Here is a 17,414-nt window from a genome sequence, read left to right as displayed (position 1 = left end):
ATCCATGAAATAAATGTCAATGTTAGGTATGATCTTTTATGGAGCGCAGCGCCGGTGCCGACGTTTCCGGCATGGTCATCGTAATGCGGCTGCCGCGCCCCCATTCGCTTTCAATCGTTAGGCCGTATTGCTCCCCGAACACCATCTGGATGCGCCGGTGAACGTTCATCAGTCCGATCCCCCCGCGCTGCCGCCCGCCCTCGTGCTCGTCGGCCAGCCGGTTTTGCTTCAGACGTCGGCGCAGTTCTTCCAGCCGGTCGGGCTCGATGCCCGCGCCATTGTCTTCCACGGACACCTGGAACAGCCCGCCCTGCTTGCGCGCATCGATGCGGATATCATGGTGGGGCTCGAAGCCGCCGGGAAACGCATGCTGAAAAATATTTTCGATCAGCGGCTGCAGCGTCAAACGCACCATGTTTTCCAGCAGCAGCGAAGGCGGAATGACGACGTCGATTTCGAATTCCCGGCCGATCCGGTGCCGCAGCACGATCATGTAGTTGCGCACGTGGTTCAGTTCGTTGGCCACGGTAATCTCTTCCAGATTGGTTTGGATCGAATAGCGCAGCATGAAGGCCATCGCTTCCACCATCTCGGTAATTTCGTACGAATCCTGCACGATGGCGTAGCAGTTGATCGTTTCCAGCGTGTTGTACAGAAAATGCGGATTGATCTGCAGCTGAAGCGATTGAAATTCCGCCCGCTGCCGCTCCAGCTCCGCCCGGCCGAGCTCAAGCGCATTTTTTTGCTGCTGCAGCTCGGCTTCGTACACCTTCTCGATCATCTCCGACAGCCGTGTCACCATCAGGTTATAGCTGTGAATCAATCCGCCGATTTCGTCCGTCCGGCCGATCTCGTCGATGTGCTGCCAGTTCCCTTTCTCCGTTTGCCGCATGCTTTCTTTCAGCTCGCGAATCGGCGCGACGATCGAACGGCCGAAACGGTAGGCGAGCCATAGAGCGGCAATGAGCGTGAGCAGACCGACGCTGAGCGTCGTGGTGCGGATCGTGGACGCCGGGCGACGGAGCTCCTGTACCGGAATCGAGGCGACAAGCCTCCAGTCCGAGTAGCTCGAACCTCGGGAGACAAACAACCGCTCCTGACCCTCATAATGATCGATGACCGATTTTCCCGCGCTCTGCTGCATATGCCGGAACAGCTCCGGTTCCAGCTTCGTCTCCTTCAGCGGCAAAGTCGGATGGTAAATAAATTCTCCTTTTCCATTGATAATGAAGAAATATCCGTCCTTGCCCACGTTCGCGCGCTGCCATATTTTCGCCAGCTCCGCAAGCTTAAACTCAATGGCGACAACCCCGCGGTTCGCATCGTTGTAAGCCGAATCGCGCACTTTTCGCGCCATCGTGACGACGGTCCCCCGGTCTTCCGACCGCAGGCTCACGTTCAGCAGAACCATCTGCCCGTCGTCGGGAGTGTTTTTCATAAGGTATTCGAACTTGGTCTTATACTCCGCAGGGTCCAGAAAAATCAGGTTCTGGTTATCGTAGATGACGGAACGCCGGTGCTGTCCGACGATATAAATCATGTTCAACTGCTTGTACAGCGTTGCGATCGATTGCACGGAGTTCGACGCAAACTTCTTGATCTGCGTGGAGTAATAGTAATACCCGTATCCGTCGTCGGGCGCAATCTCCATGAACGACCGGACGTCGGGGTTCGAAGTGAACGAATTGCTCAGCAGCTCGTACGTCTGCAAATAAATATCCGTCTGATATGCCGCGCTGTCGACGATCTGCTCCATGTACTGCTCGGCCTGGCGGTCCAGCTCTTTGGAAGACTGCACGTAAGAAACGACGCCAACGGTAATCAAAGAGACGGCAATCACAATGAGAAAGTAAATGTAAATTTGGCCGGACAGCGTTTTGCGTTTCATTATTCGATGCCCATCTTTTGCCGGTACTCGGATGGAAGGCACCCGGCGTATTTCTTGAACGTCTTCGTAAAATGGGGGTGGTCGGCGTACCCGACCTCTCCCGAGATGTCCGTGATCCGGTAATGCGGCTGTTGGAGAAGCTTTTTCGCTTTTTCCATCCGCCTGCGGGTCCGGTATTGGACGAACGTCTCCTGCGTCGACTGCTTGAACAGCTGGCTGAAATACGAGGCGTTCAAGCCGATGTGCTCCGCCACCTCTTCCAGCGAAACCTCCTCGGCCAAATGATCCTCGATGTACTGCTTCGCCTCCTCGACCGGGTCCTTGCGTCTGCCTCTGCGCTTGTGCCTGAGCTCCTCGCACAAGCTGCGGACGCTGCCGTCAAACCGCCGCCAAGCCTCCTCCTTCTCCGAAACGTCCGCCAGCTGCAAGCCGGCGCGCAGCGTGAATACGTCCCGTTTGTTGATCCGGCTTACCAGCAGAACGTGCAGCTCGTCAAGCACATCGCACAGCCGGCTCGGCTTCAGGCCGAAGCCGTCCAGCTCGCTGCGCATCGCCGCCAATATGGCTTGCAGCTCCTGCTCTAGCAGCAGCCACACGGCTTCATCCAGCTTGGCCGCCCACACTTCCAGCCGGGTTACGGGAACGAACGTCTCGGAACGCTGCTTCGCGCTGAAGCGCACGAGCTTCTCCAGCACCTCCTGAAACCCCTTGATGGTGACCGGCTTCAGCAAATATTCCTTCACGCCGTAAGATACGCTCTTCTGCGCGTATTCAAAATCGTTATACCCGGAGACGACGACAATCTGGATATCCGCGTCCATCTCGGCCACATGCCGGCACAGCTCCAGCCCGTCCAGCTTCGGCATCCGAATGTCGGTAAACAAAAAATCGGGGCGTTCTTCGCGAATCCGCTGCAGCGCATCCGTGCCGTTCTCAGCCGTGCGGATGCTCGTTATGGGCAGACCGGATTGCTCCACCAGCTTTTGCAGGCCTTTGCGAATCATCGGCTCGTCATCTGCGATCAAGATTCGGTACATGGCGAACGCTCCTTTCAGAAGGGGGGGCGGGGAGAAAAGACTAGTGCGTATGAGGGCCGGGTATAACTTCGCAGCCGGGCATGTATCGTTTCGCTTCAGCTCAGACACGTTTTGTTCCGATCCCCCGATTGGATAAAAGATTTCAGTTGCAGGGATCGGAACAAAAAACTCGCCGCGAAACGATACATGCCCTCCGGCAGGACACCGCACCCCGCCCACACACAAACCGCCTTTTCCCTCCGCAAAAGGGATAAAGAATCATTCTCACGCCCTTGCAAGACGCAAGGCGGGAGGAGAAAAACGCTTACATTTCAACCGTAACATGAATTGAAGAGACGCAATTAACGGCGCGGCATCGAGATCGTCACGTTCGGATCTTTGCTTTTGAATTTCTCGGTCGCTTCTTTGACAACATCATTGCCGCCCTTCGATTCCCACTCCTCGATGACCTTCGGCCAATCGGAGATCGGCTCCTTGCCGTATACCATTTTGACCATATGCTGAAGCAGCACCGGAGCGGCAAAATCGGACTCCGGCGAAATGTCCGGATTTTTGATATACGCTTCCAAACGCGGCTCGAATTGGATGCCGTCGCGTCCTTCGTTTGCCAACATTGTATCATAGATGCCCATCAATTTCTGCCCTTCCGGCGTCAGGCTAAGCGTGCCTTTGTTGTACTTCGTATCCTGCACCATCCACAGGAACGCTTGACGGTAGCGCTCTTCGTCCACGCCTTGCGGGTCCGTCGGCGATTTGTATTCGATCTTGCCGTCCACCGTCTTGTAGGTCTCGCCCTCGATGCCGAACGTAAAGAACTTCTCCGCCTCGTCCGACAGCATCCAATCGAAAAATTTGATGATCGCCTCCGGATTTTTTACCTTTTTGTTGATGAACCAGGCGCGGGTGACGGAGTTGTACAAGTAGTAGCCGCCCTTGCCGTCCGGACCGACCGGCGACGGAATCAGCTCGATCTTGGCGGTCGGGACGTTCGCCTGCAGCTGCTTCTCCCACTGCAGCACTTCGTTGGCGTTCATCGACCACATGCCCGCCTTGCCGGCCAAAATATTATTTTTGTAAACAGTCGGGTTGATCGTTGCAAACTCCTTGGAAATCAGGCCTTCGTCGAACATCGTTTTGTACGTTTGCAGCGCCTTCGTCATGTTATCGACGTTGAAAAACTTAGGCACGATTTGATCGCCCTGCTGCATGTGCATCGAGAGGTAAGGGAACGCGTCGTAGGCGCCAAAGAACGTATCCGCGTACTTGAAATTCTCGCGGCCCTGATACGGCTGCTCGACTCCCAGCTCCTTGAACTTCCGCAGCACGTTCAAGTATTCGTCGACCGTCTTAGGCACCGGCAGTCCCGCTTTGTCGAGCAGATCCTTGCGGATCGCGGTCGCGCGCCGCGAAGGGTTCGAGAGGAACTCGGGAATCGCGTAAATTTTGCCCTGATACGTCTCTTTCTGCCAGGCCTCCTTCGGAATTTTCTTCAGCAGGTTTTGCCCGTGCTTTTGCAGCAGATCGTCCAGAGGCAGAAAGACGCCCGCCTGAACGGAGCCGGCCATCTCCTTGCCCGCTACGCCGCCGCTGCCCTGCACGACATCGGGTATGTCGTTGGTGGCGAACATTTGGATCATCTTCTGCTCGAATTCCTTGTGCGGGACGAGCACGATGTTCAAGTCCGTGTTGGTCAGCTCCTCCAGCTTTTTCACCCATTTGTCTTCGTTGATGTTAGGCGACTTCTCCACGTGATTGAAGGCAAGCGTTCTCATCGAGATGGAAAATTTCGCTTTTTCGTTCGTATTGCCGGTTCCTTCCGCCGCCGGCGGCTCCGACGTTTTGGCGCAGGCGGCCAGCATGCTCGCAGCTGCGGCCGAGGCAAGCCCGACCTTCATCCATTTCTTCATACGTACCCCTCTTTTCTGAGAAATGATATGGAGCGATTGCATTTAGTGTAAAAGGACGACTCCTTCCGAGCATAGCATATTGCCTGCCCGGGGCTGCGCTTTTTTTTGGAAGCAACGTCCTGTTTTACCGGTGTAAAAGCTTCCTGTACCGGATGCCGAAGGTTAAGATTTCACGGAGCCAACCATCATGCCTTTGACAAAATGCTTTTGCAGGAACGGATAAATAAGCACGATCGGCAGCGTCGCAATGATGATCGTCGCCATCTTGATGCCTTCCGGGTCCATATGGGCCAGCGAGCTGAACTGGGAAGCCGACGGGTCGATATTGATCTCGTTCGAATCGATCAGCTGGCGAAGCTTCACCTGCAGCGGCCTCAAGGCCGGATTGTTCACGTAATACAGCGCGTTCATATACGTATTCCAATGCCCTACCGCGTAGAAAATGCCCAGAGACGCCATGACGGGCTTGGAGAGCGGCATCACGATGCTCCAGATCATCCGCAGCTCGGTGCAGCCGTCGATCCGCCCGGAATCGATAATCTCCGAGGGAATCTGCATAAAGAACGAGCGCATGATGAAAAAGTTGAATGCGCTGATCGCGCCCGGAAGCAGCAGCGCCCACAGCGTATTTGTCAATCCGAGACTTTTCATCAAGATGAAGTTCGGAATGAGCGGAGCGCTGAAAACCATCGTGATCAGCACCATGACGACGACGGCCTTCCGTCCCACATATTCCTGCCTCGATACCGGATAGGCGAGCGAAGCGGTGGCAATCAGATTGATGAGCGTGCCGACCACCGTAATGTACACCGTAATTCCGAAGGAACGCCAGATTGAAGCGTCGCTGAACACATACTGATAGTTGATCCAGGTGAAATCGACGGGCCAGAACAATACTTTTCCGGCAATGACGGCTTCGGAGCTGCTGAACGATTGCGCCAGCACGCCCAGGAACGGCAGAAACATCGCCAGCCCCAGCAAGGTCAGAAAAATAAGATTCGCCGCATTAAACACCTGCCAGCTTGCGCTTGCTTTCTTCATAAGTTTTACACCTCCCGCTTCCCGCAGCCGTTAATACAAGCTTTCCCCGGTCGTTTTCTTGCTGAACATGTTGCCGATCACGATCAGCACCAGACCGACGACCGATTTGAACAAGCCGATGGCCGTCGTATAGCTGAACTGCTGTCCGAGCAGACCGACCTGATAAATGTACGTGTCCAAAATTTCGCCGTTGTTTTTATTGAGCGGATTCAGGAACACGTAAACGCGCTCAAAGCCGAAATCCAGAAATTTGCCGATATGGAGCAAAAACATGATCATGATCGTCGGCAGCAGCGCCGGGATCGTAATGGAGAGCGTCTGGCGCCAGCGGCTTGCGCCGTCCACCTCGGCCGCCTCGTACAGGTCCGGATTGATGCCCGCCAGCGCCGCGAGGAAAATGATCGTCCCGTACCCCGAATCGCGCCAGATGCCGGAGCCGATAAGCACCGTGCGAATCCACGATTCTTCGCCGAGGAAGTAGATCGGCTCGAAGCCGAGCCAGCTGATGAATTGGTTCACCGCTCCGGTCGACGGCGACAAAATGCCGATGGCGATGCCGCTGACGATGACCCAGGACAAGAAGTGCGGCATATAGACGACCGTTTGCAGCACCCGCTTATACAGCACCAGACGCAGCTCGTTGAGCAGCAGCGCCAGGACGATCGGCGCCGGGAACGCGATAAGCAGGTCGTACAATCCGATCAGCAGCGTATTGTTGAGGATGTTCAAAAAATCGTAATGGGCGAACATCCGTTTAAAATGTGCGAGACCGACCCATTTGCTGCCCGGAATGCCTTGAAAAATATTGTAGTCCTGAAAGGCGATCACCGAGCCGAGCAGCGGAATGTATTTGAAAATGAAAAAATAGACGATCCCCGGAAGCGAGATCAAATAAAGCGTTTTGTATTTCCACATGAACCGCAATACGTTTTTCCGGGTCCCGGCTTGGTAGCCGATGTTTTTCACTGCCTGCATTTTTACCGCCATGCGTGCCCCCTCCTTGTTCCGTCTTGTAATGTAGTTTCATCCTACTCCGTAAAAACGCTTTCAACAATGGAATGTCTTTTCTCGTCCTTGTGTTTTTTTTAGCTTCGGGCTAAAAAAATGTCGTTAGTCGTCGAACGCGTGCCCGGACGTCCCATTTTATGCTATATTGTTGTCATCGATAAAAAAAGGAGTCTTCAGTCATGCAGTTTACCGGGTTTACCCAAACGGATTTTGAAACCTTTACGATAGAAGGCCTGGAGGGACGGATGGACGCGATCCGCTCGCGCATTCAGCCCAAATTCGGCGCCATCAGCGGGGAGCTGCTGGATGAGATTGCCGTGGAGGCGGGAGAAGAGCTGTTTTTGCACATCGCCAAACATGCGCGCCGCAAGGTGAACCCGCCCGTCGATACGTGGATGTCGTTCTCCAGCAGCAAGCGCGGCTACAAGCAGCTCCCCCATTTTCAGATCGGGTTGTTCGACGACCGGGTGTTCATTTGGCTGGCCCTGATCTACGAGCTGCCGAATAAGCAGGCGATTGCCCAAACGTATTTGGACCGTCTGCCGGAGGTCCGCTCCGCGCTGCCCGAAGATTTCGTGCTTTCCTTCGATCATATGAAAAAAGACGCGGTAGCGGTCCGCGACTTGGATGATAGCGAGTTGGAGCAGGCCCTCCGCCGTTTTCGCGACGTGAAGAAGACCGAGCTGCTGGTCGGCCGCAACATTCCGGCCGGCGATCCGGTGCTGGCGGACGGACAAGCCTTCCTCCAACTGGCTAAAGACACCATGCTCTCCGCCCTGCCTTTATACAAGATGGCCAAGCTGTAAGCAAGGACAAGGGCTCCCCTCGGCTCAAGCCGATGATGGGGGCCTTTTTCTATGTTTCACAGCGATTGCCCCGCCTCCCCCCATGCCGCTCACATTTTTTACAATAATTAGCTGAAATTTAACACCTTTTGAAATCGATTGCATATAGTTAACATAGAACGGCATTCATTTCAGGGAGGGGTAGGCATGACGAAAAATGCGGTGCGAAACCTGCTGGCTGCGCTAATTGGTCTTTGGTTTGTGGGCGCTCCGTGGCTTCTCGGTTTTTCCGGCCATTCCGGAGCCCTGTGGAGCAGTATGGGCGCCGGCTTCATTGAACTCGCCTTCTCGCTGCTGGCATTGGGTAAAACCGGCTGGAGCTCGTGGCAGCATTGGATAGCGTTTTTGGCAGGCGTTTGGTTTATGATGATGCCCTTCGTATTCTCGTTCGGCCTGGGGATGACCTTCTTCATTCTGGTGCTTGGCGTTGTGACGGTCCTCCTGAACTTTTATAATATGAACGCGGAGTCTTAAAAATTGTTAACAATTTTCTGAATTTTCCGTCATGTAAGCGCTTGTTTGTGGTATAATGAAATCGTAACCTACTAAACCGCAAATGAGGTGAGGATGATGTTATTTTCTAAAATCCTTGTTGCCTATGACGGTTCGAATTTATCGAAGAAAGCCTTGAAACGTGCGGTCGAATTGGTCCAGGAACAATCTCACAGCCTGCATCCTCCGCGGCTCGAAATTATTCATGTGTACGCCATTCCCGTCTTTATCGGAAGCGAATATGCGGTTAACAGCAATTACATCGAAGCAGCCGAAGCGACGATTGAAGAAGCCAAGGCGCTGATCCCGTCGACGCTAAACGTGAAATATACGCTGACCCGGGGGCAGCCGGCTTACACCATCCTAGCGCATGCGGAAGAGATCGGGTGCGACCTGATTGTCATGGGAAGCCGGGGGCTCGGCAAAATCCGCGAGTTCTTTCTCGGCAGCGTCAGCCATAACGTCGTGCAGCAGGCCAAGGTTCCCGTGTTGATAGTGAAATAAAACGACTTCTTATATCGTCCGACCAGACCGCCCGACCGGCGGTCTATTCGTCGTTGCTCAAATTTTATTTTAGCCTAAGCTTGCTTTAAAGTAAGCTTAAGCCTCGCTGCCTATCCTAAGCATGGTTGCAAAACCAATCCAACATCAGGAAGGTGAACCTGCATGAAGCAAACGTATGCGAAACGGGTAATCGTCTCCTCGCTGGCTCTTGCGCTTCTGCTTGGAGGCGGGGTCCTGTATGGAACCGGACAATCGGCCCACGCCGAGGATGCGCCCGCTCAGCCGTCCGCAGCGAAAGCGAAAGCCGACCCATTCCAGGAATGGTTCGGCAAGCGAAGCGGGCATGACGGCTCCAAGGAGTCCGGCGCTTCCGCCAAAGGCATGCCGATCTTCGAAGAAGCCGCTGCCATTCTCGGCACGGACAAAGCCTCGCTGATCGCCTCGCTTAAAGACAAAACGCTCGTACAGCTGGCCGCGGACAAAAACATCGGCGAAACCGATTTGATCGCCAAGCTGCAGGCGGCGCGCAGCAAAACGATCGACGAAGCCGCAGCCTCCGGGAAGCTGACCGCCGAACAAGCGGAGAAGCTCAAGAGCCGCATGGCGGAGCACCTGAAAACGATGGTGAACCGTACCTTTGACGGCAAAGGCGGCCACATCGGCATGCATGCGGGCAAAAAACACCTGGGCATCGCGCCGGACAAGCTCGCTATCATTCTCGGCATGACTGCGGACCAGTTGAAAACCGAGCTGAAATCGGGCAAATCGCTGACCGACATCGCACAAAGCAAGGGAATCAACAAAGAGCAGCTGGTCGCCAAAATCAAGGACGAGATGACCCCGTGGATTGAGAGCATGGTCGACCGCAAGCCTTCGCAGGACAGGAACAAGCCTGAAACGAACAACGCTCCAACCGCTCCATAGTACTTAGGTACCAGGACCGTCCCGGCAGGGGCGGTTTTTTGCTTTTTCAACACGGCATCTTTACGGGAATGTGCGTGGCGGGACCGCTTTCGAACGCTCGTTCACACTTCAGGGCAATTTTGGTGTATAATATATGAGGCTCCCGAACTATGCATCAAAGAGGTGTGAGTCATGTTACCCGAATCGAACGAAGATTGGATCGAGCAGCTGCTTAAGCTAAGCGACGAAGAACCGAAAATGACGGAAAAACAAACGAAAATCCTGCATGCGGCCATCGAGATTTTTGCCGAGAAAGGTTACGCCGCAGCTTCTACCAGTGAAATCGCGCAAAAAGCAGGCGTCGCGGAAGGCACGATCTTCCGTCATTACAAAACCAAAAAAGACTTGCTGCTGTCCATCGTCCGTCCGGTCATTGCCAAGCTTGTCGCCCCGTTCGTCCTCCGTAATTTCACACCGGTGCTGGAGGCGAAGTATACCCGGTACGAGGACTTTCTGCGGTCGCTCATCCGCAACCGGCTAGAGTTCGCCCGCCAGCATTGGCCCATGATCAAAATTTTGATGCAGGAGATTCCGTTTCATCCCGACCTTCAGGAGCAGTTCAAAACAGACGTCATGAACGAAGTATTATCGCGAATCAAGAAAGTCATTGTTTTTTTTCAACAAGAAGGGCAGATTATCCCCCTTCCTGCCGCCACCGTGGTCCGGCTGACCGCCTCGGTCATTATCGGCTTCCTGATTACCCGTTTCCTGCTCGTACCGGAACAAGAATGGGACGAGGAAGAAGAAGCGGAGACGTGCATCCGCTTTATTATGCACGGACTCGCCACTCGGTAAGCTGTGGAGACATACGCTTCATACTCGGGTTCCAAAGGAGACAGCTTCATGATTGTACACGGAGACCGGATCTATATCCGACCTCTTGATTTACCGGATGTCCCAGCACTTCATCTGCTGCGGGCGGAAAACGAATCGTTCTTCCGTCCGTTCGAGCCTCTGCAGGACAGCAACGCTTTTACCCTTGACGCCGTACGAGAATCTCTGGTGAAGACGATCGCCGAACGGGAGCAGGACAGCGCCTACGCCTTCGGAATTTTTTTGAACGGCACGGACGAGCTTATCGGCCGGGTCAGGCTGTCATCCATCGTTCGAGGGCCGTGGCAGAACGCCAATCTCGGGTATTACATTTCCGAACGCTTCAACGGGCAGGGCTACATGTCCGAGGCGGTCGGACTTGCGCTCCGGTTCGCTTTCGAGAGCTGCGGACTTCACCGGGTTCAAGCCGCCATCATGCCCCGCAATCGAGGATCGATTCGGGTCGCCGAAAAAAACGCCATGCGGCTGGAAGGCCTGGCCCGCAACTATTTGCAGATCCACGGCGTATGGGAAGATCATGCGATCTATGCCATGACGCGGGAGGAATGGCCCCCGGCTGCCGGCGACCGGGCGGATTCGGTGCTGAGCCATCCGGAGTGAAAAAGAAAAAGCCGTCGCAGCGAACAATCGCATGCGGCGGCTTCTTTGCGTTCCTGATGACTTCGTTATACGGTCTGTCCCGCTGTCCGGGTATCCGCACGATCCGCAACGATAAAACGGTACAGCAGATACAAAGCGGCGATGGAAAGGACCGCTCCGGTCACGAACGGCACGCTGTGGTTATAATCGTAAATGCCTGCCCCGAGCAGCGGTCCCGTAATGCGGCCAAGGCTGTCCATCGAGGAGCTTAAACCGGAGGCTACCCCTTGTCCGACTCTGGTCTTCTGCGTAATCAGCGAGGTAACGCAAGGACGAATAAGCGCGTTCCCCGCGGCGAAAACGCTCAAGTAGAGCGAAGCGGTAAGCAGGCTGCTGGAGAACAGGATCAGCACGAAGCCGAGCGCCGACAGCAGCAGGCCGATGCCGATCACGCGGGCTTCCTGCCCTTTTTTGATCAGCCGCCGGACTACGCCGCCTTGAATCAATGCGCCGACTACGCCGCTTACTGCGAACATGATGCCGAGCTGCGTCGGCGTCGCGCCGATCTGGTCCCGTTCGAACAGCAGCAGCGTCGCTTCCAGCCCCGCCAGCGTGAACGAGACGAAGAACGAAAGCACGTACAAATATTTGAGCGAACCGACGAAGGCGCTCCAACGGGAAGCTTTCGCTTCCTTCGGCTTGGTCCGCATCTCCACGGTCAGCGACTCCGGCAGCATGAAGAAGGCGAAGGCGAAGGTGGCCAGCGCCAGCACGGAAGACGCGAAGAACGGCACCTGCAGCCCGAAGTGGCTCAGCAAGCCTCCGAACGCCGGGCCGAAGATGAAGCCCAGACCGATCGACATCCCGACAAGCCCCATGCCCTTGGTGCGGTTCTCCTCGGTCGTAATGTCGGCGACATAAGCGACGGCGCACGCGGTAGCTGCCCCCGAGAACATCCCTCCCAATATCCGCGACACATACATCAGCACGAGGTTGTCCCCCGCAATGCCGAACAAGAAGAAGCTGACGCTAAAGCCGAGCGCCCCGGTCATGATAAGCGGGCGCCGCCCGATCCGGTCCGATAATCCGCCCCATAAAGGAGACATCAGAAACGACGCCAAAGAATAGACCGACAACAGCATGCCGAGATGATAGCTGTCGGCCCCCGATCCGGTGACAGCGTCGGGAAGCACCGGAATGATAATGCCGAAGCCGATAAATATCGTCATTAGCAGTACCATAATAATAGCCAGCTGTTTTTTCATATGCGTAACTGTTCCTCCCGATTTGTTGGTTGATCCTAAGACGGCCTGAGCCGCGGGTTCGGCCGAAGCCATGGGCAGAAATTATTCTTATCGTACCATAACTTTTTTAACGATGGAAACGAAAGCTTTTCAAGATTAACAAAATCGACAAACCTGCGCGCGGGAGCCTTTGAAAAGCGCGCCCGGCAAGGCTTTCCCCGCCTCCATTCGCCTGCGCGGTTAATTATTCGGTCAGGTTAACAAACTATTTACCAAAAACCGCTTGCATCCGTGTCGCTTTTTGCTATACTCATTTTGTTTGCTTTTTTCCCGGCAAACGCTGCATAGCCAACTAAACTTGTACACACGAAGGGTAGGGATGACCGTGGATCAAACGAAAACTCCCCTGTTTACCGCACTTAAGGAGCATGCCGGGCGCAATCCGGTGCAGTTTCACATTCCAGGACATAAGAAAGGTGTCGGTATGGACCCCGAGTTCCGGGAGTTTATCGGCGATAACGCGCTATCCATCGACCTGATTAATATAGCGCCGCTCGATGACCTGCACCAGCCGACAGGCGTCATCGAAGAGTCCCAGAAGCTGGCTGCAGCCGCGTTCGGGGCCGATCATACGTTTTTTTCCGTGCAGGGCACAAGCGGCGCCATCATGACGATGATTCTCACCGTCTGCTCCCAAGGTGACAAAATCATCGTTCCGCGCAACATTCATAAATCGATCATGAGCGCGATTATTTTCGCCGGGGCGAAGCCGATCTTCCTGAAGCCGGTTCGCGACGAAAACCTCGGGATCGATCACGGCGTGACGACCACCTCCGTCAAACGCGCCTTGGAGCGTCATCCGGATGCCAAAGCGCTGCTGGTTATCAATCCGACGTATTACGGCGTGTGCGCGAACCTGAAGGAAATCGTCGATATCGTGCACAGCTACAACATTCCGGTGCTGGTGGACGAGGCCCATGGCGTGCTGATTCATTTCCACGACAAGCTGCCGATGTCCGCCATGCAGGCCGGCGCCGACATGGCCGCTACGAGCGTGCATAAGCTGGGCGGCTCCATGACGCAAAGCTCCGTGCTGAACATTCGTGAAGGACGCGTGAACGTGCGCCGCGCGAAGACGATTATCAGTATGCTGACGACGACTTCGACGTCGTATATTCTTCTCGGATCGCTCGACTGCGCGCGGCGGAACCTGGCGCTGAACGGCCATAGGATGGCGGAGCAGGCGCTGGAGCTGGCGAACTACGCCCGCGAGGAAATCAACCGTATCCCGGGACTGGAATGCTTCGGAGAAGAAATTCTGGGCACGGAAGCAACCCACGATTACGATCCAACAAAGGTCAACATCCACGTGCGCCATCTCGGCATTACGGGCTACGATGCGGAAAATTGGCTGCGCGAGCACTATAATATCGAAGTCGAGCTCAGCGATATGTATAACGTGCTGTGTCTCGTTACGCCGGGCGATACACGTGAAAACATCGACACCCTGCTTGGCGCGCTGCGCCGGCTGTCCGAGGAGAACTACAACATTCGTCAGGCCAACGAACTGGTCATCAAAATTCCGAAAATTCCGCAGCTCGCCCTGGCTCCGCGCGACGCGTTCTATGGAGACACGGAGCTGATCCCGTTCAAGGAATCGGCCGACCGCATTATCGCCGAATTCATCTACGTCTATCCGCCGGGCATCCCGATTCTGCTCCCGGGCGAAGTCATCTCGCAGGATCTTATCGACTACATTACCGAGCATATCGATGTCGGGCTGCCGGTCAAGGGACCGGAAGACCGCAGTATCGAATACGTCAAGGTCATCGTCGAAGCTCCCGCGATTTTCTAGAAAAAAAATTCAAGCTTCTCCTCTGGAGAAGCTTTTCCATTTTACCCCAACGTCCCCTGCCGGGTTTGGTCCTCCAGCCATTCGATCGCGTCGGCTATCGCATGCTCGTTATGGTGCTTGCCGTGGCGCTTGGCAGCGCCCAGAAGCTCCGGATGCGCATTGGCGACGGCGATACCGATGCCTGCACGGCGTATCATCTCCAGGTCGTTGAGATGATCTCCAAGCGCAATGCAGCGCTCCATCGGGATGCCCAGCTCTGCCGCAAGCCGTTCCAGCGCATGCCCCTTCGTCGCTTCCGGGGGCAGCATCTCGAAATATTTATCGTCCGAACGAACCCAGACGACCCCCGTCCCTGACGTCAGCCGCACGATCTCGTGTACGGCTTCATCGAGTCGCGACGGCTCCCAGGCAAACAGCAGCTTGATCCACGGCTCGGAGACGTCGTTGTACGAATTCAGCCGCTGCAGCGGAAATTTTTCCACGGCCCGGTGACGCTCCGTCGCCTCATTCTCCTGCAGTACATAGGGCGCCGCTCCTCCGCGCACATACAATTCCGCGCCGATGCCGGGAAAACGCTCAAGAACGCGCCCCGCCGCTTCTTTAGCCGAGGCAGGCAGCGTCCGTTCCCAGATGGCCTCTCCGCGGCTGAAATCGTGAATGACCGCTCCGTTGTACAGAATGGCCGGCGCATTCACGGGCAACTGCTCCACGAAGGGCCGGACCGAGCCGGCAATCCGCCCCGTTGCAAGCGTGAACCGGCCGCCCATGCCCGTAAACCGTTCGATGGCGGCGCGATTTTCCCCGCTGATTTGCTTGGCGCTGTCAAGCAGCGTTCCATCCATATCCGTGACCAGCAAGTACCCTTCAAATCTTCTGTCTGTCATCTCTCTCTCCCTCTTCCCTGCCCGTTTAACGCTGCCGGAACAAGTATTGTATTTGATTTTTCTTAATGCTATGATGTTCATGGTACTTCAAACAAGAAAATCGTTCCAGTCCATATGTATAGGCAGGTGCATTCATCATGGCGCAAAGCGCTTATATCAAGTTCGTCGAAGGGTCCGCCGTTTCCTCCCTGACGTTAGATGAGTTGAAGGCCCAGCTGGAGCATTACCGCGAGCAGCTTGCGCTGACCGGCAAACAGCTCAATTGGGAATACGACGAAGCCGGATTTCCGTATGAGATTCAAACGAAACCCGAAGGGGAAGGCAAGTGGTTTTATTTAAAAGCAACAAGCCCGCGCTACAAATATATTGTGGCAGGAGTCGGATCGGAGACGTCAGGCGAGACGCAAAGACACTACGTCCAGTTTGTTCTTCCCGAGGATGCCACGCACGGCGACAAAGCCAAGGGCAACGAATTTTGCAAGTATCTCGCCAAGCTATGGAAAGCGGAACTGCATTTATTCAACGGACGAACCATGTACTTCAATCCGCGTAAATAGACGTCCCAAAAGACCGTTTTCAGCCTTTGGCAGAAACGGTCTTTTCGACTCTTTCCCCTGCCCGTCGCAGCCGCTGAAAAAACACGAAAAACCTTTCTTGCAAGCAAGAAAGGTTTTTTACGGCATTCGTTATTGCTGCTCTTGTTCTTCCACAATTTCATTGTAGATTTGAACAACGCGATCCCACTCTTCTTCGTCTTCAATGCTCGCAAGAAAAGCTTCGCCGTCCTCTTCGTCTATCCGGAAAATAACGCCGTCCGCCTCCATATCGTTACGATCGAGAAGTACCGCATAGGCCCGGTCGTTAGCTTCGAAAGTGTATACCATCACCATCTCATGCTCGACTCCGTCTTGGTCGGTCACGATAAAGATATCGTCCTCATGATTATGATCGTGATCGCAGGAAGCGTCATGAATGTGATCGCTCATGGGAAAACCTCATTTCATCTTAATTTAATGTTCTCCCGTATCGTACCACGCACGATAAGACGAAGTCAATGAACCGGGGTCCGCCAACCGTCCGCCGGCCTTATTCGGATGCGATCACCTTTTCCGAGACGACCGTGTAATCGCTGCGCTCGTCCGGTTTGATTGAGAACTTCACGACATAATTACCGGATTCGGCGAATGTGACGTTAAACGGCCACGGATACCAGAAGCTTTCCTTCTGGCCGTTGACGGCTTTCTCATGGACCGCCACTTGCTCCCCGTTCGGAGCATGGATCGAGATTTTAAAAGAAGAGATTGGCGTCGTCAAGCTGTCCACTTGCGCAAACACGGCAAAGTCGAGACGGTCGCCCTTCTTCACGCCGCCGAACGGCTGTTTGATCGAATAGTCGTCATTGACCTTCTTCGCAACAAACATATGTACGTTCGGCTTATGAATGGAAACGGTCTTCGCAGCGTCATCCCATTTCACGAGCGCCTGCAAAGATTCGGACAACACACGAACGGGGAATACGGCGCTTCCCTTCGCGACAAAAGCGGGAGTTTCACCGTCTTTGAACGGCTTTTCCGCATTATTGATCATCAACTTTACTTTCGGAAAACCTTCGAAATCGCCCCACATGGAGCTGGCGAACGCTCCCGCTGTTCCGAATAAGGAAAGCGACAGCACCAGCGTCAGCAATCGCGGCACCTTCATTTCCAGCAACCTCCATCATGTTCTTCGTTCTGCTATCTTATACTCCATAGCGCGGTAAGAGTTGCGCGCTTCGTCCAGAAAACTTTCAGCTTTTTTCAAGTGCCACTCTAGATGTTGTGTGTGAAGAAGATTTTTTTCCATTTCCTATACAAAATATGCCAACAAAGCCGCCATTGTCGAACGATGCTCCCACAAGGCGAGCCGTGACGATTCATGCGCTTGCCCGGGAAATTTCAGCTAACGCTCCCGAGGAGCTCCTGCAGCTTTTCTTCGCATTTGCCCTTCAGGACGACAGGCATCATCGAGCAATGAAACTCGTAGCCTTGGAATACATACATGACATGGTAGTGACGCTCCGGGGTCATTTCCTCCAGAACGATGCGGCAGCCGCTCCGGCGCAGTCGCTGCTTCACCTGATTATGCTCCCGCTCGGCCCGTAGCAGCAGCCGTTCGAAAAAACCTCCCCATATTCTGGATAGCTTCATCGCTTCGGCATGCCTCCGGTCGCGTTCAAGCGCCTTAAGCAAATAAAGCGTGACGACATACTGATGCACCCATGGTTCCACTGTCGTATTCCGCATGTTCCCTCACCTGCCGGATTGACATAAAGATTTGAATTTATTATATAGAAC

At 54.6% G+C, this 17,414-nt stretch carries 18 protein-coding genes; 8 read left to right on the top strand and 10 right to left on the bottom strand.

Going from position 1 to position 17,414, the window contains the following annotated elements:
• Positions 1 to 22: 22 nt before the first annotated feature.
• The 5 genes from PEH01S_RS19450 to PEH01S_RS19430 form a co-directional block, all read right to left on the bottom strand.
• The gene (locus PEH01S_RS19450; RefSeq protein WP_025853281.1) at positions 23 to 1,888 is read right to left on the bottom strand and encodes a cache domain-containing sensor histidine kinase; all 1,866 of its coding nucleotides are present in this window, start codon (positions 1,886 to 1,888) and stop codon (positions 23 to 25) included.
• Positions 1,888 to 2,925 carry a response regulator gene (locus tag PEH01S_RS19445; protein WP_025853283.1) on the bottom strand — a complete coding sequence of 346 codons (1,038 nt, stop codon included), beginning with the start codon at positions 2,923 to 2,925 and terminating at the stop codon, positions 1,888 to 1,890. Before PEH01S_RS19445 ends, PEH01S_RS19450 begins: the two co-directional genes overlap by 1 nt.
• A gap of 341 nt (positions 2,926 to 3,266) precedes the next feature.
• Positions 3,267 to 4,832 carry an extracellular solute-binding protein gene (locus PEH01S_RS19440; protein ID WP_025853284.1) on the bottom strand — a complete coding sequence of 522 codons (1,566 nt, stop codon included), beginning with the start codon at positions 4,830 to 4,832 and terminating at the stop codon, positions 3,267 to 3,269.
• Between the two features lie 162 nt (positions 4,833 to 4,994).
• Positions 4,995 to 5,873, bottom strand: a complete 879-nt coding sequence (locus tag PEH01S_RS19435) for a carbohydrate ABC transporter permease (RefSeq protein ID WP_127487508.1) — start codon at positions 5,871 to 5,873, stop codon at positions 4,995 to 4,997.
• 30 nt (positions 5,874 to 5,903) lie between these two features.
• Positions 5,904 to 6,860 (bottom strand): ABC transporter permease, encoded by a 957-nt coding sequence (locus PEH01S_RS19430; RefSeq protein ID WP_127487506.1) that lies wholly within the window; start codon positions 6,858 to 6,860, stop codon positions 5,904 to 5,906.
• A 200-nt stretch (positions 6,861 to 7,060) separates the two neighbouring features.
• On the opposite strand from PEH01S_RS19430, the gene PEH01S_RS19425 reads away from it, so the two are divergent.
• The 6 genes from PEH01S_RS19425 to PEH01S_RS19400 all read left to right on the top strand — a co-directional run bounded on the left by PEH01S_RS19425 (position 7,061) and on the right by PEH01S_RS19400 (position 11,119).
• Positions 7,061 to 7,687, top strand: a complete 627-nt coding sequence (locus tag PEH01S_RS19425) for a DUF1054 domain-containing protein (RefSeq protein WP_127487504.1) — start codon at positions 7,061 to 7,063, stop codon at positions 7,685 to 7,687.
• A 186-nt stretch (positions 7,688 to 7,873) separates the two neighbouring features.
• Complete coding sequence (locus tag PEH01S_RS19420) at positions 7,874 to 8,200, top strand: SPW repeat domain-containing protein (protein ID WP_025853291.1); 327 nt, start codon at positions 7,874 to 7,876, stop codon at positions 8,198 to 8,200.
• Positions 8,201 to 8,296: 96 nt separating this feature from the next.
• A complete protein-coding gene (locus PEH01S_RS19415; RefSeq protein WP_025853293.1) occupies positions 8,297 to 8,722 on the top strand; it encodes a universal stress protein in 426 nt (141 codons plus the stop codon).
• 162 nt (positions 8,723 to 8,884) lie between these two features.
• On the top strand, positions 8,885 to 9,646 hold the full coding sequence (locus PEH01S_RS19410; protein WP_127487502.1) for a hypothetical protein: 762 nt from the start codon (positions 8,885 to 8,887) through the stop codon (positions 9,644 to 9,646).
• Between the two features lie 171 nt (positions 9,647 to 9,817).
• Positions 9,818 to 10,480 carry a TetR/AcrR family transcriptional regulator gene (locus tag PEH01S_RS19405; RefSeq protein ID WP_127487499.1) on the top strand — a complete coding sequence of 221 codons (663 nt, stop codon included), beginning with the start codon at positions 9,818 to 9,820 and terminating at the stop codon, positions 10,478 to 10,480.
• Positions 10,481 to 10,528: 48 nt separating this feature from the next.
• Complete coding sequence (locus tag PEH01S_RS19400) at positions 10,529 to 11,119, top strand: GNAT family N-acetyltransferase (protein WP_127487497.1); 591 nt, start codon at positions 10,529 to 10,531, stop codon at positions 11,117 to 11,119.
• Positions 11,120 to 11,184: 65 nt separating this feature from the next.
• On the opposite strand, the gene PEH01S_RS19395 is transcribed toward PEH01S_RS19400, so the two are convergent.
• Positions 11,185 to 12,363, bottom strand: a complete 1,179-nt coding sequence (locus PEH01S_RS19395; RefSeq protein WP_025853298.1) for an MFS transporter — start codon at positions 12,361 to 12,363, stop codon at positions 11,185 to 11,187.
• 364 nt (positions 12,364 to 12,727) lie between these two features.
• On the opposite strand from PEH01S_RS19395, the gene PEH01S_RS19390 reads away from it, so the two are divergent.
• Positions 12,728 to 14,197, top strand: a complete 1,470-nt coding sequence (locus PEH01S_RS19390) for an aminotransferase class I/II-fold pyridoxal phosphate-dependent enzyme (protein ID WP_456320092.1) — start codon at positions 12,728 to 12,730, stop codon at positions 14,195 to 14,197.
• A 41-nt stretch (positions 14,198 to 14,238) separates the two neighbouring features.
• On the opposite strand, the gene PEH01S_RS19385 is transcribed toward PEH01S_RS19390, so the two are convergent.
• Entirely contained in the window at positions 14,239 to 15,081 is an 843-nt protein-coding gene (locus tag PEH01S_RS19385; RefSeq protein ID WP_127487492.1) for a Cof-type HAD-IIB family hydrolase, read from the bottom strand.
• 137 nt (positions 15,082 to 15,218) lie between these two features.
• Between PEH01S_RS19385 and PEH01S_RS19380 the strand changes: the two genes are divergently transcribed.
• Positions 15,219 to 15,638, top strand: a complete 420-nt coding sequence (locus PEH01S_RS19380) for a DUF1885 family protein (RefSeq protein WP_025853302.1) — start codon at positions 15,219 to 15,221, stop codon at positions 15,636 to 15,638.
• Between the two features lie 129 nt (positions 15,639 to 15,767).
• Here the strand turns inward: PEH01S_RS19380 and PEH01S_RS19375 are convergent, their stop codons facing one another.
• The 3 genes from PEH01S_RS19375 to PEH01S_RS19365 form a co-directional block, all read right to left on the bottom strand.
• Complete coding sequence (locus tag PEH01S_RS19375; protein ID WP_025853303.1) at positions 15,768 to 16,067, bottom strand: DUF1292 domain-containing protein; 300 nt, start codon at positions 16,065 to 16,067, stop codon at positions 15,768 to 15,770.
• A 100-nt stretch (positions 16,068 to 16,167) separates the two neighbouring features.
• Positions 16,168 to 16,782 carry a stalk domain-containing protein gene (locus tag PEH01S_RS19370; RefSeq protein ID WP_025853304.1) on the bottom strand — a complete coding sequence of 205 codons (615 nt, stop codon included), beginning with the start codon at positions 16,780 to 16,782 and terminating at the stop codon, positions 16,168 to 16,170.
• Between the two features lie 233 nt (positions 16,783 to 17,015).
• Complete coding sequence (locus tag PEH01S_RS19365) at positions 17,016 to 17,363, bottom strand: hypothetical protein (RefSeq protein WP_127487490.1); 348 nt, start codon at positions 17,361 to 17,363, stop codon at positions 17,016 to 17,018.
• Positions 17,364 to 17,414 lie beyond the last annotated feature (51 nt).

The organism is Paenibacillus ehimensis NBRC 15659, from assembly GCF_004000785.1.
Lineage (GTDB): Bacteria > Bacillota > Bacilli > Paenibacillales > NBRC-103111 > Paenibacillus_G > Paenibacillus_G ehimensis.
This window is presented reverse-complemented; position numbering and strand designations above follow the sequence as displayed.

Bases quoted from the DNA above. Each gene is read 5' to 3' on its own strand.
- PEH01S_RS19445 (WP_025853283.1), bottom strand. From the start codon at position 2,925: ATGTACCGAATCTTGATCGCAGATGACGAGCCGATGATTCGCAAAGGC.
- PEH01S_RS19395 (WP_025853298.1), bottom strand. From the start codon at position 12,363: ATGAAAAAACAGCTGGCTATTATTATGGTACTGCTAATGACGATATTT.
- PEH01S_RS19430 (WP_127487506.1), bottom strand. From the start codon at position 6,860: ATGGCGGTAAAAATGCAGGCAGTGAAAAACATCGGCTACCAAGCCGGG.
- PEH01S_RS19425 (WP_127487504.1), top strand. From the start codon at position 7,061: ATGCAGTTTACCGGGTTTACCCAAACGGATTTTGAAACCTTTACGATA.
- PEH01S_RS19380 (WP_025853302.1), top strand. From the start codon at position 15,219: ATGGCGCAAAGCGCTTATATCAAGTTCGTCGAAGGGTCCGCCGTTTCC.
- PEH01S_RS19440 (WP_025853284.1), bottom strand. From the start codon at position 4,832: ATGAAGAAATGGATGAAGGTCGGGCTTGCCTCGGCCGCAGCTGCGAGC.
- PEH01S_RS19410 (WP_127487502.1), top strand. From the start codon at position 8,885: ATGAAGCAAACGTATGCGAAACGGGTAATCGTCTCCTCGCTGGCTCTT.
- PEH01S_RS19420 (WP_025853291.1), top strand. From the start codon at position 7,874: ATGACGAAAAATGCGGTGCGAAACCTGCTGGCTGCGCTAATTGGTCTT.
- PEH01S_RS19370 (WP_025853304.1), bottom strand. From the start codon at position 16,782: ATGAAGGTGCCGCGATTGCTGACGCTGGTGCTGTCGCTTTCCTTATTC.
- PEH01S_RS19385 (WP_127487492.1), bottom strand. From the start codon at position 15,081: ATGACAGACAGAAGATTTGAAGGGTACTTGCTGGTCACGGATATGGAT.
- PEH01S_RS19415 (WP_025853293.1), top strand. From the start codon at position 8,297: ATGTTATTTTCTAAAATCCTTGTTGCCTATGACGGTTCGAATTTATCG.
- PEH01S_RS19405 (WP_127487499.1), top strand. From the start codon at position 9,818: ATGTTACCCGAATCGAACGAAGATTGGATCGAGCAGCTGCTTAAGCTA.
- PEH01S_RS19450 (WP_025853281.1), bottom strand. From the start codon at position 1,888: ATGAAACGCAAAACGCTGTCCGGCCAAATTTACATTTACTTTCTCATT.
- PEH01S_RS19400 (WP_127487497.1), top strand. From the start codon at position 10,529: ATGATTGTACACGGAGACCGGATCTATATCCGACCTCTTGATTTACCG.
- PEH01S_RS19435 (WP_127487508.1), bottom strand. From the start codon at position 5,873: ATGAAGAAAGCAAGCGCAAGCTGGCAGGTGTTTAATGCGGCGAATCTT.
- PEH01S_RS19365 (WP_127487490.1), bottom strand. From the start codon at position 17,363: ATGCGGAATACGACAGTGGAACCATGGGTGCATCAGTATGTCGTCACG.
- PEH01S_RS19375 (WP_025853303.1), bottom strand. From the start codon at position 16,067: ATGAGCGATCACATTCATGACGCTTCCTGCGATCACGATCATAATCAT.